Raw genomic sequence first — 14817 nt, forward strand, 5'->3', positions numbered from 1 at the left:
GGACTGAGAGCATCATCGTCTCGTGCTAAAAATTTCGCACGGATTCCACAATCGCCCTGTTATGGGCCTCGGGCGTTGAAACTAGCGTGGAACGATCGATTATTCGCTGACCCCCGTCCGATCCGTTGCTCTCAGCGGGATACGCACCGCCTACAGCAAGCGGACAACATGCTTAAAGTGAAAGCGGCAAGATAGGTGAATCTAGTCATAATCCTGAATATTTGAACGCGAGATTACAGGGCTTCGTCGTCGACTGCAGTCGTTTTCTCAAGCTGCCGCCGGCAAGTTGAGTTCAGTCTGGTGCTTTTTGTTGATCAGCTGGCAGTCGGGTTGTGGAGTAAGACAATCTGCTTGCCTTTACGTCCTCCTTCCTCCACGGCGCGGTGAGCGTCGGCGATGCCAGAAAGCGGATGAATGCCGTCTACCAGGGGGCGGATCGCTCCAATCTCGACGTAAGTTGCAAGATCCGCGAGCATCGGGGTTCGCGGTTTGGCGCTGAACAACCGGACACGGCGCGGCCCGTAAAGGAAGGACATCAGCACGTACAACAGGGACGTAAGAGGGCGATTCGGGTCGGGGCAAATCACGGTCATGCGTCCGCCCGGCGCGAGTAGCCGCCGATATGCGCCTGCGTGGCTACCCGCCGTGCAAAGGATTACGTCGAAGGTGCCGAGCTCGCGCGGACTGGTTGTCGCATAGTCAAACGCGAGGTCGGCGCCGAGATCCCGAACAAAATCGAGGTTGGCTGATCGTGCCAACGCAGTGACATGCGCGCCGATGTGACGGCCGAGCTGCACTGCAACGCTGCCAACTCCGCCACTAGCGCCTCGAACCAACAGCCTGTCACCTGCCTTGAGCTGACCGATATCCCGCAGTGCTGTAATGGCAGTCACGCCCACCGCCGGGAGCGCCGCAGCGGAAACCAAATCGAGGTTTGCGGGGCTTTGGGAAAGATATTTTGCCTGCACACAGACGAACTCCGCGGTACTTCCGGCTTGGCCGTGGGACATTACGCCCCATACGCGATCGCCTACCTTGAAGGAAACCGCGTCTGAACTCATTCCAACGATTTCGCCGGCAAAGTCGAGTCCGATACCACGGGGAAATTTGCGTCCAGTGAAGCGGCGCAGTATGCCTGCGCGAACGATCAGATCGATTCCGTTAACGCTGGACGCATGCACCCGAACCAAAAATTCTCCTGGCCCGGGAGTCGGCGTCGAAGTCGTGCATTCGTAAAGTACATCTGGTGGACCGTAACTGCTGTAGCGTGCTGCTCTCATTTGTTCCACGATTGGTTTCTCCCTTTTCCGCAGGCCCTTAGGCCGTTCGGTCTTCGACCCGACCAAGCAAAAATCAGCCTCTCTGCTGTTCAATCGCCGCCCGGACACAGCCTGATTCTCACTCGACGGATTCGCATCGACAATCTTCTACACAAGATGTTATGATTCATAACATAAAGGCGCAAAACTTTATTGTCAAGCAAAAGTTATGGGGTATCACATGACTGTCGAGAAAAAGCGGAATGGCTATCACCACGGAGATCTCCGCCGCGACCTGCTTCGGGTCGCGCGCGAAGAGATTTCCCGCAACGGCGCACAGGCCGTGTCCCTGACTTCGCTGGCGCGGCTTGCGGGTGTAAGCCAGCCGGCGCCGTATCGCCATTTTGCCGATCGCGAGGCGCTCCTTGAGGGCGTTGCGGTTGAAGGATTTGAGGATTTGGTGAGCGCGCTCAACGGCGCATTGGCGACATGCGCGCCTGCTGAACGGCTACGGGCGATTTCGCTCGCCTATGTGACTTACGGAGAAGCAAATACCGAAATTTATAGATTGATGTTTGCCTCTCGCCTCGTCCCGGAAGCACAGCCTGAAAGCGCCTTAAGCGCAGCTGCCGACAATGCCTTAGGGCTTTTGAGGCATGTGTTGTCCAGTGCCTCGCTGGTGGAGACCTTGGGTGACGATGCGTATGGCGTTTGGGCTCGACTTCACGGACTTGTCATGTTGAAGGCCGACGGCTTCATCAAGCGTCCATTAAGCGAGTTGGTCGAGATGTCAGACTCTATAAAACCCAAAAGGCGCCGTCGCACCTAGACGACGGGCGTTTCCCGCGTACTCCCGCGTGCAACTCAGCGCGTCAGGCGGGAGAAGTTCAAGAGAGCGGAAACCACCGTAAATCGGGTGACCTCCACTAAAGTTTAACGACGTTGCGCCGTCTGCCTCGGAAGATTAAGACATGGCCTGAGAATGGGTCATCCTGAAGCGCTGCCTCGACCTTTGCGGCCAAGCCCTGGAAGCCGTTGCGCATATCAGTCACACCTGCAGCAACCCAAATCCGCGTGCCCGTCGGAAGGCCGATCTTTGCGCCATCTCTGGAAGGCAAGACAACTCGCGGATCAACAGGCGCAGCACGACGCAGGACGGCATGCACGAAGTCGACCTCGCACACGCCAGATTCGGCGCGCGTATTCTCCGTTACCGATGGGCGTGTGGCTTGCGTCGTCTCCGGCGCATCCTCGACAATTGAAACAGGCAAAAGCGCAGGTGGCTGACTCTCAGTAACCGGCGCGGCTGCCTTCACCGTGGGCAAACCGAAGACCCCGTCCAAGTACTGATGGCGCCACCTGAACAGCAGATACCTTCAAGAGAGTCGGCGTTCTTTAATTCGTGCAACCGAAAGTGTTAATTGATTGCGCATGGCGTCGGCTTTGTCGCTAAAATCGACAGTTCACGCGCCCGTACACCTGCGATTCTAAATTCATTAAATACGCACGGACCGCGGGCGTGCAAGTGTGACCATGTGGTTGATGATGCCAACACGGATGGCGACCTCCGTCGCTTGTGAACCAATGCAGCGCGCCGAAAGACAATTCCCCGTGAGCGTTTTAAACCGGTACATCGTATTCTCGATCAGCGAACGTCGATTGTAGCCACTGTGCATCTTCCATTCGTCCCGGCCGTCTCGCGCAATTCCGTTGATCGGTTCATTTCGCCAGCTTGCTCCGGGCGTACCCTCAGGCCAAGGCTTCGCCCCCTCGTGCGGCGGAATCGACGGCGTAGCGCTGCGCCCGTCAATTACCTTATGGCACTGCTTTGTATCGTATGCACCGTCACCGCCTACCGTATCGATGGGTTCATCGGCAGGAATCTGCGCTAACAAACCCGGCAATGCACTTGCGTCGTCGACGTCCTGATGCGTCATCAGCGCCGCGCGTATCTGGCCCGTCTTCACGTCCAGTCCGAGATGGACCTTTTGCCAGGTCCGCCGCTTGGAGTAGCCGTGCTTGCGCACTTTCCGTTCGCCTTCACCATAGACCTTCACGCCCGTACTATCGATAACCAGATGAATCGGGTCGCCGCTCGACATCTCGGGCAACGTGACCTGAAGCTCCTGTGAACGGCGGCTTTGCGTCGTATAGTTGGGCACCGGCAGGTCCCCAAATGCGAGTTTGCGGAGATGACGCGCCAAAAGCTGCTTGCGGCGGCGAAGGTCTTCGCTGAACAAGGCTTCGGCGGTTCGTCGATCGACCGCATCGTCGATGAAGCCGGCTTCAGCAAGGGTGCTTTTTATTCCAACTTCGCGTCGAAGGAAGAGATCTTCCTGCAACTGGTCGAGGGAGCGGCGCTGCACACCGAGCACGAATTGGAAGCGAAGCTGCTGGGGCTCGATGACCCCGAGGCTATCGTCGAGGCGGTGAGCGAGTGGGCGACAATCAATTCGCAGGAGGCGGACAGGCGGGCGCTGATTTTAGACCTCGTGCGCACGCTCGACGCGACGCTGCGCTTACAAAGCGCCACACTGAGTTGTTCACGGCCAACTGGATAAGCAAGGGCACGCTTATCCAGAAAATTTTCCCGAACGGCAAAGCACCGGCGACACGGCTCGAAATTGGTGCGATGGTGATGGAGTTGACCTTCGGAACTGCACTGCAATGCATATTCATAGCGGCCCCACCGCGGGCGACTTGGTCCGGCTTGCGCTGCAACGGTTGATGGCCAGCGCGAATGAAAAATAGGCTCAGCAGAAAAAACATTCCTTTGTCTTGACAATATCTGACTAAGCAGGTATTGTTCTTTTCAACGACACGAGGCCGGTATGAAACACTATTCGAAGGACAAGTTCAACCTGGAGCAAAGCATCGGCTTTCTTCTGAACAAGGCCCGAAACTTGATGGTCATGGAGATGGACCTGGCGCTGAAAGAACTGGAAATCTCGAGTCAACAAATGGGAATCCTACTGTCGCTCACCCGCGGTGTGGCCGCTACGCCGTTCGAATTATCGAAGCTGCTGGGAATTGACACGGGCCTGATGACGCGCATGCTCGACAAGCTGGAAGGCAAGGGCCTGCTCCAGCGCGCACGCAGCCAGGAAGATCGCCGCGTGGTCAACCTGACGTTGACTGAGAAGGGCGAAGAAGTTGCAGGTCGGATTCCGGAGATTGCACCAGCCGTACTCAACGCACGGCTCGAAAATTTTACAGCCCAAGAATTTCAGGACTTGCGGCGGCTGCTTCGCAAGTTTTCGGATGCAGAAAGTTAGCCTCCGCTTTTATTTAATTATTTATCTGACAGGTCAGAAAATGTGTACTCAGTTAAAACGATTTGCGTCAGGTTTGCGACTTGCGACTTCGGGAGTGTCGCTAATCTGTGCCGCCGTGCTATCAGCGTGTGCAAACTACGCAGGTATTCAGAGTGAACAGCACATGGCGCCTGCGCAGGCTTACGTCGCTACGCAAAGCATTCCGGCAGAAGGCGGCCATTGGCCGGCCGCCGACTGGGCAAATCAATTTGGCGACCCGCAACTGAAGTCTTTGCTTAGTGAAGCTTTAAAAAACAGTCCAACGCTCGATCAAGCGCGTGCCCGTATAAACGCTGCCAGCGCCTACACGGAGACAGCGAAGTCGAACACCATGCCGAAGATCGGCGCGGATTACTCGCTCACTCGCCAGCAATATTCCGGCACTGCGCTCGTGCCGCCGCCGTATGCGGGTTCATGGCAAACGGAAAACAAGCTCTCCGCCACGCTTTCATATGACCTCGACCTTTGGGGCAAGAATCGCGAAGCGTTGAAGGCGTCGGTCTCGCAAGAACAAGCGTCCGAGGCGGACGCGGAAGTTGTCAAGCTGACGCTCACGACATCGATTGCACGCACCTACAACCAGCTTGCCCGGCTGTACGACTTGCGCGCCATCGCCTTGCAGCAGGTGGCGCAGCGCAGCCAGATCGAACGCATCGCGGCGGGCCGCATTGCAAGCGGGCTCGATACCGCCGTCGAGTTGAAGACGGCGCAGGCAAACGTGGCGTCGAGTCGCTCGGCGCTTTCATCGCTCGATGGCCAGATCCTCACCACGCGTTATCAGCTTGCGGCGCTGGTCGGTGCGGGCCCGGATCGAGGCTTGAGCATCGCGCCTCCGACAATGACAGGAAGCGATGAAGTCGTTCTCCCCGACAACCTTCCGGCCGACCTTGTGAGCCGTCGTCCCGACCTCGTTGCGGCACGCTGGCGCGTCGACGCACTCACCCACGACGTGAAGGAAGCCAAGGCCGAGTTTTATCCCGACATCAATTTGAGCGCGGCGATCGGGCTCGATGCTTTCGGCTTTGGCCGATTGCTCACTGCTGCGAGCAGGACGGCTTCGGCGGGGCCGGCAGTGCATCTCCCCATATTCGATGCCGGCGCATTGCGCGCTCAGCTCAAAGGTCGTTATGCAGATTTCGATTACGCCGTCGCAACCTACAACCAGACGCTGGTCACAGCGTTGAGCGAAGTCGCCACACGATTGGGCGAGATCCGTTCAACCGACGCCCAACTCGTTGACGCAATCAATGCTCAGCAAGCCGCTCATAGCGCCGACCAGATCGCCTTGACGCAGTACAAGGCCGGACTCACCAATCAGCTGACCGTACTGAACGCCGACATGAATGCGCTGGCTGCCGACCAGGCAATCGTCGACCTGAAATTGAATCGGCGCGATCAGCAAATAGAACTTGGCGCGGCTCTCGGCGGAGGTTACGTCGATACGCAAAATCAAAACGGTGTCGCTGCGAATGTTTCCTCTGCACAAGCAGTTGTCGCGCGCTAAGCCGGTAACCACTACGAACTCAACGGGAGTATCTGAAATGAGCGATTCCATCCAATCCGGCCGTGCGAGCGTTGATCTGAAAGATGAGGCTGCCCCGAAGACAAAGCGCAAGTTGTTGCTGACGCTGCTGGGTGTGGCCGTCGTTGTATCGGCTGCGGCATACGGTGCCTACTACTACACCGACGCGCGATTCTTCCAGTCGACTGACGACGCCTACGTCAGCGGCAACCTGATTCAACTTACGCCGCAGGTAAGTGGAACAGTCGTCGCGGTCAACGCGGACGACACGCAAATCGTGAAAGCCGGAGACCCGGTCGTCACCCTCGACTCGGCGGATTCGAAGGTCGCGCTCGACGACGCGGAAGCAAGCCTGGGTCAAGCCGTACGGCAGGTCAGCAGCCTTTATGTGAACAACGACTTTTATGCGGCGACCGTTGTGCAACGGCAGTCCGATCTGACGCGTGCCCACTCCGACCTCCAACGGCGCCAGGCGGTAGCCAATACCGGAGCGGTTTCGGCGGAAGACGTTTCCCACGCTCGCGACGCTGTAGCCAGTGCGCAAGCTGCACTCGATGCGGCGCGTCAGCAGGCGCAAGCGAATCGTGCCTTGACAGACCGCACGTCGATCGAACAACACCCGAACGTCCAGGCTGCCGCCAGCAAGGTGCGCGACGCCTATCTGAGCTACGCGCGCAACACGCTGCCGGCGCCAGTCACAGGTTATGTCGCCCGTCGCTCTGTGCAAGTCGGACAACGCGTGGCGCCCGGCAATCCCCTGATGGCGATTGTGCCGCTCGACGGTGTATGGGTCGACGCGAACTTCAAAGAAGGTCAGTTGCGGCACATGCGCATTGGCCAGCCCGTCATGCTCACGGCGGACGTGTACGGCTCCGCAACCAAGTATCACGGAAGAGTCGTTGGTTTTTCCGCCGGAACGGGCAGTGCCTTTGCGGTCTTGCCTGCGCAAAATGCGACCGGCAACTGGATCAAGGTCGTGCAACGCTTGCCCGCGCGTATTCAACTCGATCAGGCCGAATTGAACAAGCATCCGTTGCGGATCGGCTTGTCGATGCAAGTGGAAGTCGAGACCCGGGACGAGAGCGGTACGCAATTGGCCGCTGCCACGAATACGTCATATCGCACGGATGTTTTTGCACAGTACGGCATCCAGGCGGACGCCGAGATCGCGAAGATCATCGCGGCAAATATCCCGCTGGCGGCGTCAACAACGGTTTCAAGCAAAGACGTTTCGAAGCGTGCGAAGCAGTCTCTGGCCGCTGGCTGAAGCGCTTCGATGTGAATTCTGAGTTTGTGAGTATTAACAAAGTAAATCGATCATCAGCGGAGCAACCATGGCAAATCCCTCTAAACCCATAGCCGGTGCGTCCGCCGCGCCACTGCCACCGCTCACGGGCGGCCGCCTGTTCCTGGCTACGCTCGCGGTCGCGCTTGCCACGTTCATGAACGTGCTGGATTCATCGATCGCGAATGTGGCGATTCCTACTATCTCAGGCAATCTCGGCGTATCGGTTGATGAGGGCACCTGGGTGATCACGTTGTTTGCCGCCGCGAATGCAGTGTCCATTCCTCTCACCGGATGGCTCGTGCAACGCGTAGGGCAGGTCAAGCTGTTTGTCGGGGCAATCCTGCTGTTCGTGGTTTCCTCTTTTCTCTGCGGCATCGCGCCGAACCTGACTGTTTTGCTGGCGGCGCGCATACTGCAAGGCGCGGTTGCCGGTCCGCTTATTCCGCTGTCTCAAGCCATCCTTCTCGGTTCCTATCCGAAGGAGAAGAGTTCGCTTGCGCTGGCCTTGTGGGCGATGACCGCGACAGTCGACCCAATTGTCGGACCTGCGCTTGGCGGGTGGATCACCGATAGCTATTCGTGGTCCTGGATTTTCTATATCAACATTCCGGTTGGTCTTTTCGCCGCTGGTGTCACGTGGGCAATCTACAAAACCCGGGAATCGCCGGCAAAGAAGATTCCCATTGACTCAGTCGGTCTGATCTCGCTGATCGCCTGGGTTGCATCGCTGCAAATCATGCTCGATAAAGGCAAGGATCTCGACTGGTTCACGTCCCCGGTGATCGTAGGACTCGGCGTCTTTGCGTTGATCAGTTTTGTGTTCTTCCTGATCTGGGAATTGACGGAGAAGAACCCGATCATCGATCTGCGCTTGTTCAAAGGGCGTAACTTTCTCGGCGGCACCGTCGCGATCTCGGTGGCGTATGCGGTGTTCTTTTCAAACCTCGTGATCCTTCCGCAGTGGATGCAGCAATACCTGAATTATCGGTCGGTTGATGCGGGCCTTGCGACCGCGCCGTTGGGGATATTCGCCGTACTGCTGGCGCCGGTCATGGCGAAGATCATGCCAAAAAGCGACGCACGCGTGCTTGCTACCTTGGCGTTTGTCGGATTCGCAGCGGTGTTTTTTATGCGTTCGCACTACACCACTGGTGTCGACACTTTTACGCTCGTGTTGCCGACCTTGCTGCAAGGTATCCCGACCGCGCTGTTCTTCGTGCCGCTCACGGCCATTATCTTGTCGGGCCTGGCCCCTGAAAAGATTCCGGCTGCCGCAGGGTTGTCGAACTTTGCCCGGGTGTTTGCCGGGGCGGTTGGAACGTCGCTCGTCGCCACCGGCTGGAATGACCGCACGGTTTTGCACCACGCGCGACTTGCAGAACAAACCAGCGTGAATAATTCGAGCTTTACCGCGGGCATTGAAGCTTTGCAGCACACGCTTGGCGGAAGCACAGATCAGGCGTATGCCGCCTTTGAACGTGCACTTAACACCCAGGCTGCCATGCTCGGCATAAACGATATCTTCTGGCTCTCGGCGGTGATTTTCATCGCAATCATCCCGCTTATTTGGTTGACCCGGCCAAGTAAAAGCGGAGAAGCGGTGGCGGCTGGCGCTGGCGCTGGCGGCCACTAGGCAAACGTTAAGCGGCGCAGAAGCGGCAAGCGCTGCATCATGTAAAACAGAATCAATCAACGCAGTTTGGTTCGCTATGCGTCATTAACTTAAGTGCTTCGCAGATGCTAGGCACTCGTTGCGAAGCACCGCCCGCGCATTATTGCCGTACGGAGACGCGTTTGGGTTTATGCGAAGCAGCTCGCCGGGATGGCTAGAAAGCGCCACGCTTGGGGGCGACTGACGGGTAGTGCAGCTCCATCAGCAGCGCCGCGCCCTCATTTGAGCTCGATGTTAGGTTTGCCCAAACATGTGCCTTGAACGTCTATTCCGGCGAGGAATTCGTGACTCCACGGGGTGGTTGGTCATGGTCGGGCAGCTACCACTAGTACAACATCCCTCAAATAGCTTTAATAATTATCTGGCTGCAAGTACGCCTGTAGAAGCGTGACCACGACCTCCGCCATCTCGTCGAGCGGACCTGTGCCGGGCAGCGGTTCCCATCGCCCGGTGTGACTGCGAAAGGCGGCGCTATAGCTATTGCGGCCGAGCTCGGTGAGGCGCGCCACAACCGTCGGCTTCTCATCATCGAGACGTTTGATCAGGAGGTGCCGACCATACGCTTGTGTGACGATCTGCTCGTGGCCAAGCAAGCTGCGCAGTTGACGCTGAAGTTCGGCCGCGTAATGTTTAGTGGGGATGGCTGGCATGTCTGTCTCTCGATTACGATGTGCCCGTTTGCAGCGGATAGCCCCGGAAAGTCCATTTGAAGGGGCGTGCTGCCCGATTATGATCGCGGGTAAACAGTTCGGTACGCTCGCGTAGGTGCGCGGTGCTGGTATGACTGGCATTGCGTAGCACCCGACGCGTATAGCGGGCAAACCAAAGTTCGATCTGATTGACCCAGCTCGCGTGCAGCGGGGTGAAGTGGAAGTGAAATCGCTCGTCGTGCCGTGTATTGAACGCTTGCCAGACGGCCTGGGCGCGATGCGTATTGAGGTTGTCCCAAATCACATGCACCTGCTTGCTCGGGTACGCAGCCGCCACGCGCTCCATGAAGGCGACCAAGTCATTCTGGGTGCGCCGTTCGCGACAATCTGCAAGCACCCGCCCGGTATGTACATCCAGCGCAGCAATCAGCGCCTGGGTGCCGTGGCGAATATATTCGAACTCCCGACGACGCAGCCGTCCCGGCGCCGGCGCACGCCCCGGATGCTTACGCTCGATCGCTTGAATGCCAGTCTTCTCGTCGATGCTCAGTACCACCGCGTTGCGAGGGACTTTGCGGTATAACTTGCAAATCACATTGACCTTCTCACGAAAGGCCGGGTCGGGACTGTGTAGCCATTGCTTGACCCGGTGCGGTCGAACGTCACCAGCCTGCAAAATGCGCTGCACATGACTGCGGCTAATCTGTTCGACAATGCCGCGCTCGATCGCCCGCGCTACGATCTCGTCCAGCGTCGGCGTAACCCGTCCTTCGGGTTCTTGTGCTTCACATGCCAACGCAATCAACTGCAGTCGCGTTTCTTGCGTGATGCGAGGACGACGGCCGCTGCGCTCACCCTCGCGCAGGCCCTGCGCACCATGCTGTACGATGCGCTTGCGCCACATGCAGACCGTCTGTACCGATATGCGCAACTCTCGAGCAATCACCGTATTCGAGTGTCCTTCATGCGCCCACAGCGCGATGCGTGCCCGCATCACATCTCGCTGAGTCGCGGTCTTCCGCTCGATCAGCGACAGGAGTTCTTCTCGTTCTTTCTTCGCCAACTTCACTGGCGTTGCATGACGACCTCGGCTCATCCCGAAATGATAGCCGAGGCAATCATTTAATCAAGATATTTCCGGGATGTTGTACTAGGATGCCGCTTCCGATGGAGGTCGATCCATTCGGTCCTGCTTGAAAGGCCTTTACCGATCGAAAGCACAGCCGTCAACCGGAGCGCTGATTGACGAAAGGTTAATAACGGACCATGTCGCGCTCAAGTTGTGGGCTTCGGTGACGCAGAATGAGATTTAATTTTACATAATAATGTTTAACACCTTTTTGTTCGGTGTCCTAAGTAGATGTTATCTAGCGTTTGTTTTACCAACTATCCCCGTTTCGATGACTGTCTCGCCGTCTACCGACAACGATTCGAGCGAAGGACGCCTTCGTACAGAGACTGATCCACTCGCTCTATCGCTGGGCGATTTCAGATTGCCGAGGTGCCACCATCGACAAACAACTCCACCCCGTTCACATAGCTCGAGTCGTCCGAAGCAAGAAACAGCGCCACAGTCGCAATCTCCTCAGGGCGTCCCATTTTCCCCCGCGGGATCAAGGATTCAAACTGCTTGATCGTCTCCGCGTCGAACAAACGCTCCTGAATCGGTGTCTGGATCTGCCCCGGACTCAGCACGTTCACCCGGATCTTCCTGTCCTTCAGCTCGTTCAGCCACGTTCGGGCGAAGGAGCGCAACGCGGCCTTGCTCGCCGAATAAACACCGAAAGCAGGAAAGCCCTTGACCCCGGCCATCGATCCGTTCAAAACGATCGACCCGCCATCGTTAAACAGCGGCAACGCCTTTTGCACCGTGAAAAGCGTGCCACGCGTGTTCAAACCGAAAACCGTGTCGAAGTGCTTTTCCGTAATCTCGCCGAGCTTGCCGGATTCCCCCGATCCGGCGCTCGAGAACAGCACGTCGATCTTGCCCTTTTCCCGCTTGACCGTATCGAACAAGCGGTCCAGATCGTCCAGGTTGGCCGCATCGCCCTGCACGCCGGTCACGTTCCGGCCAATCAGTTTGACGGCCTCATCCAGAGCTTCTTGCCTCCGGCCCGAGATAAAAACATACGCGCCTTGCTCGACAAACAACTTGGCCGTGGCCAGCGCCATTCCGCTGGTTCCACCCGTTATCACCGCAACCTTGCCATCAAGCTTTCTCATAACCGCTCCTTCCGTTATAGACGGCAACAGGCGTCGTCAGTCCAGGCACCGGCGCAACTTCGAAGCGCAGCATCTAGGGGACACGTACTCGTGCTGCCGAATCGCCTCGTTGTGTTCGCCGGCTTGTGTGTACACTCCGGCGGGAATGTGTTATCCGTAATGGAGCACTGCTCCATATTAAAGGAGCACCGATCCGATTGTCAAGACGAGCCTATGCGAGCAGACGCTAGAAAGAACTACGATCACCTACTCAACGTCGCGCGCAGCGTCGTCACCGAGCAAGGTGCCGACGCATCATTACGCGACATCGCCCGCAGAGCTGATGTCGGGCTCGGCACGCTGTACCGTCACTTCCCCACGCGAGAAGCATTGCTTGATGCATTGCTCCGCGCAAGTTTGGACGCACTCACGCAAAAGGCAGCCGAACTCGAAACTTCAAGTTCACCTGATGACGCCCTGGTGTACTGGTTTCGGGAGGGGGTGGCGTTTGTACGGAGTTATAGCGGCGTTGTAGCTTTGATGGCGGCCTCCATCGCGGACCCGGAGTCCGCTCTTCACGCTTCATGCGTCACGGTGCGTTCCGCAGGCGCGCGACTACTTCTGCGTTCACAGGCTGAGGGAATGGCGCGAGCCGACATTGATGGGACCGACCTGTTTGCCTTGATCGGCGCACTGGGGTGGCTCGGCGACCAGCCCTCGTTTGCGCCGCGAGCTGTTCATCTATTTGATGTCATTGCCAGCGCGATCCTGACAAATCGTTAGTGTAGCGATATCAGGGAAGTGAACCTAGCATTTTTTCCACTACCGGAAAAGCCCGGCGTCGAGCGAAAACGGTTCTTGCCGGGCGACTTTTCCCTTCCGAAAATCGTTGTGTGGTGCTGATCAACGCGCGCGAAGGCGTCCTGCGCGTCGAGCTGAGCGACGAAGAACTTGCGCTGCGCCGTGCTGCCATGCCCGAGCGGCCAAAGCGTCGGCTCGCCGGCGTACTGGAAAAATACGAGGCGCTCGTGCGACCGCACATCTGGGTGCGGTCACGCATTCGGGCAATCTCGACTGGCCGTACGACGCGCCCACGCACGGCGACGATGGAACAGCCGCATGAGCGCGCCAGCACTTGGCTTTTGCGGGCTGGGCAAGATGGGTCTCCCGATGGCGCGACGCCTCGTCGAAGCAGGACATGTCGTGCGGGTATAAAACCGTTCTTCCGACAAGGTGCACGGCCTTGTGGCTTCCACCGACGCCCAGGCGGCGACGCGCTGCATCGCGTGCGAATTGCCTGCGGATGTTGCTGCCTGCGTGAGCATAGTCATGCTTTGCTTTGCTTTGCTTTGCCGACGCAGTGGAGGCTGTCGCATTCGGCCATGGCGGCCTCGTATCGTCGTTCGTAATTTTGTCAATTCGTGCTTTTTAGGAATAGAGACGTCTGCTTCCTGCGCCCATGTTTGACGGAATGTCTGTAGGAACGACGGGCGCAGATAATTGGGTTCATACTATGATGCCCAATCAAGCTGACAGCCGATGAAAAACTTCTTTTTGCACAAAGTCTTCGCCGCCACGATGAACGCAGTGAGAAATGATGTTGATCCGAGCATGTCTATTTCGATGTTGCAATGGCGATCGAACACATCTCCACGGGACAAGTTCTTCTCAACAAAAACCGGGCGGTGAAAGCGCTGGGCGAGGAGCAAATGACAGCGGCGCGCGCATTGAACCACTGTGCCCGCGAGGCGCGTAATTTGATTGATGGCGGAAACAAGGATTAAAGCGTATGTCCGTATGAATCATTCGTGCCATCGATTCGTTGACAACTAGACCGCGTAAGAGAAGGAGCTGTCCTTCGTAGTTGCATTCCTGGGGATGGGTCGAGTCGGACTTGTTGCAGCTAAGTGCAGCATCGGTGAGCGAGATATCGGCGATTGCCACGCACAAAGTTTCTGTACCTTGATCGTTAGTTCCAACGTCACCATTGAGAGCAACGATGCAAATCGTAGGAAATGAGAAGGCCGCAGCGTGCGACCTTTCTACCGGCCAAAACAGGATGGCGGGCATGTAGCGAATAGCAAGAATTCGTGAAAAGCACCGCGGGGGCCTATTGCGAAGGCCAATGCAGAAGGCAGTCGGGTATCGCGAAAACGGGAACGACGTGCGGCACACCCCTCGGTTGTTTCCTTCGATGCTTCTATAGGCTGGGGGACAGGCCGCCATCGATTCGCAGGTTGATTCCGGTAATGTACCCTGCGATCGGGCTTGCGAGAAAAGCGATGGCATCGGCGATTTCATCCAGGCGACCAACTCGACCGACAGGAACCTGAGCAAACATCGGCAGGACAGCGCGCTCGATAACTTCCCAAGGCGCGTCTATATCCGCTATACCACGCTCGGCTGCGACTTCTCGGAAACGGGTATCGAGCGTGGCGCTGTGTATCGTGCCGGGAGAGACAGCGTTGACCGTGATTCCGTCCGGTGCGACCTCCTTAGCCATTGAAGCCGTCATCGCGTTGATCGCTGCCTTGCACGCCGAGTAGTCCGGTCCAGTGGCTGGCGGCATCGTTGCTGCGAGGCTGGAAATGTTGATCACGCGTCCCCATTTGGCTTGCCGCATGTTCGGCAACAGCCGCGTCGTGACCCGAAGGGCGGCCAGAACATTTCGATCATAAGCGGACGCCCACGAAGCGGGCTGTGTATCCGCCCAGCCCTGCTTCCCGCCACCCGACCCTCCGGCATTGTTCACCAAAATATCGATAGGGCCAGCGAGCTTTTCGGCCTCCTCGACTAGTCGCTGTACATCGTCATCGCACGTCAGGTCTCCAAGCACAGTACAGGCGCGGCCGCCCTGCTTGATGATGTCCTTGGCTACCTTTTCCGGTCGCGGTAGGGACGGTGGTTACC

Annotated in this window: 13 protein-coding genes and 4 pseudogenes; 10 read left to right on the forward strand and 7 right to left on the reverse strand. The window is 57.6% G+C overall.

Annotated elements, in window-relative coordinates; all coding sequences use genetic code 11:
* Positions 1-314: 314 nt before the first annotated feature.
* Entirely contained in the window at positions 315-1280 is a 966-nt protein-coding gene (locus AXG89_RS30830; protein WP_062174289.1) for an NAD(P)-dependent alcohol dehydrogenase, read from the reverse strand.
* A 220-nt stretch (positions 1281-1500) separates the two neighbouring features.
* On the opposite strand from AXG89_RS30830, the gene AXG89_RS30835 reads away from it, so the two are divergent.
* Positions 1501-2088: a TetR/AcrR family transcriptional regulator gene (locus tag AXG89_RS30835; protein ID WP_062174879.1), complete on the forward strand. Its 588-nt coding sequence runs from the start codon at positions 1501-1503 to the stop codon at positions 2086-2088.
* 100 nt (positions 2089-2188) lie between these two features.
* Here the strand turns inward: AXG89_RS30835 and tnpB are convergent.
* Together tnpB and AXG89_RS30845 are read right to left on the reverse strand one after the other, a co-directional pair.
* Positions 2189-2302: pseudogene (gene tnpB / locus AXG89_RS30840) on the reverse strand (IS66 family insertion sequence element accessory protein TnpB); the annotation flags it as partial.
* A gap of 453 nt (positions 2303-2755) precedes the next feature.
* A pseudogene (locus AXG89_RS30845) lies at positions 2756-3478 on the reverse strand (IS5 family transposase); the annotation flags it as partial.
* Between AXG89_RS30845 and AXG89_RS30850 the strand changes: the two are divergent.
* The 5 genes from AXG89_RS30850 (at position 3452) to AXG89_RS30870 (ending at position 9016) form a co-directional block, all read left to right on the forward strand.
* Positions 3452-3820 (forward strand): TetR/AcrR family transcriptional regulator, encoded by a 369-nt coding sequence (locus AXG89_RS30850; RefSeq protein ID WP_082771722.1) that lies wholly within the window; start codon positions 3452-3454, stop codon positions 3818-3820. The pseudogene AXG89_RS30845 and the gene AXG89_RS30850 overlap by 27 nt on opposite strands.
* A 270-nt stretch (positions 3821-4090) precedes the next feature.
* A complete protein-coding gene (locus tag AXG89_RS30855; protein ID WP_062174293.1) occupies positions 4091-4534 on the forward strand; it encodes a MarR family winged helix-turn-helix transcriptional regulator in 444 nt (147 codons plus the stop codon).
* A gap of 40 nt (positions 4535-4574) precedes the next feature.
* A complete protein-coding gene (locus tag AXG89_RS30860) occupies positions 4575-6077 on the forward strand; it encodes an efflux transporter outer membrane subunit (protein WP_062174880.1) in 1503 nt (500 codons plus the stop codon).
* Between the two features lie 37 nt (positions 6078-6114).
* Positions 6115-7362, forward strand: a complete 1248-nt coding sequence (locus tag AXG89_RS30865; RefSeq protein ID WP_062174296.1) for an HlyD family secretion protein — start codon at positions 6115-6117, stop codon at positions 7360-7362.
* Between the two features lie 67 nt (positions 7363-7429).
* Positions 7430-9016, forward strand: a complete 1587-nt coding sequence (locus AXG89_RS30870) for a DHA2 family efflux MFS transporter permease subunit (protein WP_062174298.1) — start codon at positions 7430-7432, stop codon at positions 9014-9016.
* A 389-nt stretch (positions 9017-9405) separates the two neighbouring features.
* Here AXG89_RS30870 and AXG89_RS30875 read toward each other — a convergent pair whose 3' ends face one another.
* The 3 genes from AXG89_RS30875 to AXG89_RS30885 all read right to left on the reverse strand — a co-directional run bounded on the left by AXG89_RS30875 (position 9406) and on the right by AXG89_RS30885 (position 11928).
* Positions 9406-9705 (reverse strand): hypothetical protein, encoded by a 300-nt coding sequence (locus tag AXG89_RS30875; protein ID WP_062174299.1) that lies wholly within the window; start codon positions 9703-9705, stop codon positions 9406-9408.
* A 13-nt stretch (positions 9706-9718) separates the two neighbouring features.
* The gene (locus AXG89_RS30880; RefSeq protein ID WP_062174301.1) at positions 9719-10801 is read right to left on the reverse strand and encodes an IS630 family transposase; all 1083 of its coding nucleotides are present in this window, start codon (positions 10799-10801) and stop codon (positions 9719-9721) included.
* A 392-nt stretch (positions 10802-11193) separates the two neighbouring features.
* Positions 11194-11928, reverse strand: a complete 735-nt coding sequence (locus AXG89_RS30885) for an SDR family NAD(P)-dependent oxidoreductase (protein ID WP_062174303.1) — start codon at positions 11926-11928, stop codon at positions 11194-11196.
* Positions 11929-12141: 213 nt separating this feature from the next.
* Between AXG89_RS30885 and AXG89_RS30890 the strand changes: the two genes are divergently transcribed.
* The 4 genes and pseudogenes from AXG89_RS30890 to AXG89_RS42495 all read left to right on the forward strand — a co-directional run bounded on the left by AXG89_RS30890 (position 12142) and on the right by AXG89_RS42495 (position 13691).
* On the forward strand, positions 12142-12690 hold the full coding sequence (locus AXG89_RS30890) for a TetR/AcrR family transcriptional regulator (protein ID WP_062174305.1): 549 nt from the start codon (positions 12142-12144) through the stop codon (positions 12688-12690).
* Between the two features lie 140 nt (positions 12691-12830).
* Positions 12831-13030: pseudogene (locus AXG89_RS43720) on the forward strand (dihydroxy-acid dehydratase); the annotation flags it as partial.
* Positions 13027-13122 carry an NAD(P)-binding domain-containing protein gene (locus AXG89_RS44455; RefSeq protein WP_335672000.1) on the forward strand — a complete coding sequence of 32 codons (96 nt, stop codon included), beginning with the start codon at positions 13027-13029 and terminating at the stop codon, positions 13120-13122. The pseudogene AXG89_RS43720 and the gene AXG89_RS44455, both read left to right, overlap by 4 nt.
* A 416-nt stretch (positions 13123-13538) precedes the next feature.
* Positions 13539-13691 (forward strand): hypothetical protein, encoded by a 153-nt coding sequence (locus tag AXG89_RS42495; protein WP_162916160.1) that lies wholly within the window; start codon positions 13539-13541, stop codon positions 13689-13691.
* Positions 13692-14107: 416 nt separating this feature from the next.
* Here AXG89_RS42495 and AXG89_RS30905 read toward each other — a convergent pair.
* Positions 14108-14797: pseudogene (locus AXG89_RS30905) on the reverse strand (SDR family NAD(P)-dependent oxidoreductase); the annotation flags it as partial.
* Positions 14798-14817 lie beyond the last annotated feature (20 nt).

The sequence above is a fragment of the Burkholderia sp. PAMC 26561 genome (genome assembly GCF_001557535.2).
Classification (GTDB): Bacteria; Pseudomonadota; Gammaproteobacteria; order Burkholderiales; family Burkholderiaceae; genus Caballeronia.

Bases quoted from the DNA above. Each gene is read 5' to 3' on its own strand.
- AXG89_RS30830 (WP_062174289.1), bottom strand. From the start codon at position 1,280: ATGAGAGCAGCACGCTACAGCAGTTACGGTCCACCAGATGTACTTTAC.
- AXG89_RS30835 (WP_062174879.1), top strand. From the start codon at position 1,501: ATGACTGTCGAGAAAAAGCGGAATGGCTATCACCACGGAGATCTCCGC.
- AXG89_RS30850 (WP_082771722.1), top strand. From the start codon at position 3,452: ATGACGCGCCAAAAGCTGCTTGCGGCGGCGAAGGTCTTCGCTGAACAA.
- AXG89_RS30855 (WP_062174293.1), top strand. From the start codon at position 4,091: ATGAAACACTATTCGAAGGACAAGTTCAACCTGGAGCAAAGCATCGGC.
- AXG89_RS30860 (WP_062174880.1), top strand. From the start codon at position 4,575: ATGTGTACTCAGTTAAAACGATTTGCGTCAGGTTTGCGACTTGCGACT.
- AXG89_RS30865 (WP_062174296.1), top strand. From the start codon at position 6,115: ATGAGCGATTCCATCCAATCCGGCCGTGCGAGCGTTGATCTGAAAGAT.
- AXG89_RS30870 (WP_062174298.1), top strand. From the start codon at position 7,430: ATGGCAAATCCCTCTAAACCCATAGCCGGTGCGTCCGCCGCGCCACTG.
- AXG89_RS30875 (WP_062174299.1), bottom strand. From the start codon at position 9,705: ATGCCAGCCATCCCCACTAAACATTACGCGGCCGAACTTCAGCGTCAA.
- AXG89_RS30880 (WP_062174301.1), bottom strand. From the start codon at position 10,801: ATGAGCCGAGGTCGTCATGCAACGCCAGTGAAGTTGGCGAAGAAAGAA.
- AXG89_RS30885 (WP_062174303.1), bottom strand. From the start codon at position 11,928: ATGAGAAAGCTTGATGGCAAGGTTGCGGTGATAACGGGTGGAACCAGC.
- AXG89_RS30890 (WP_062174305.1), top strand. From the start codon at position 12,142: ATGCGAGCAGACGCTAGAAAGAACTACGATCACCTACTCAACGTCGCG.
- AXG89_RS44455 (WP_335672000.1), top strand. From the start codon at position 13,027: ATGAGCGCGCCAGCACTTGGCTTTTGCGGGCTGGGCAAGATGGGTCTC.
- AXG89_RS42495 (WP_162916160.1), top strand. From the start codon at position 13,539: ATGGCGATCGAACACATCTCCACGGGACAAGTTCTTCTCAACAAAAAC.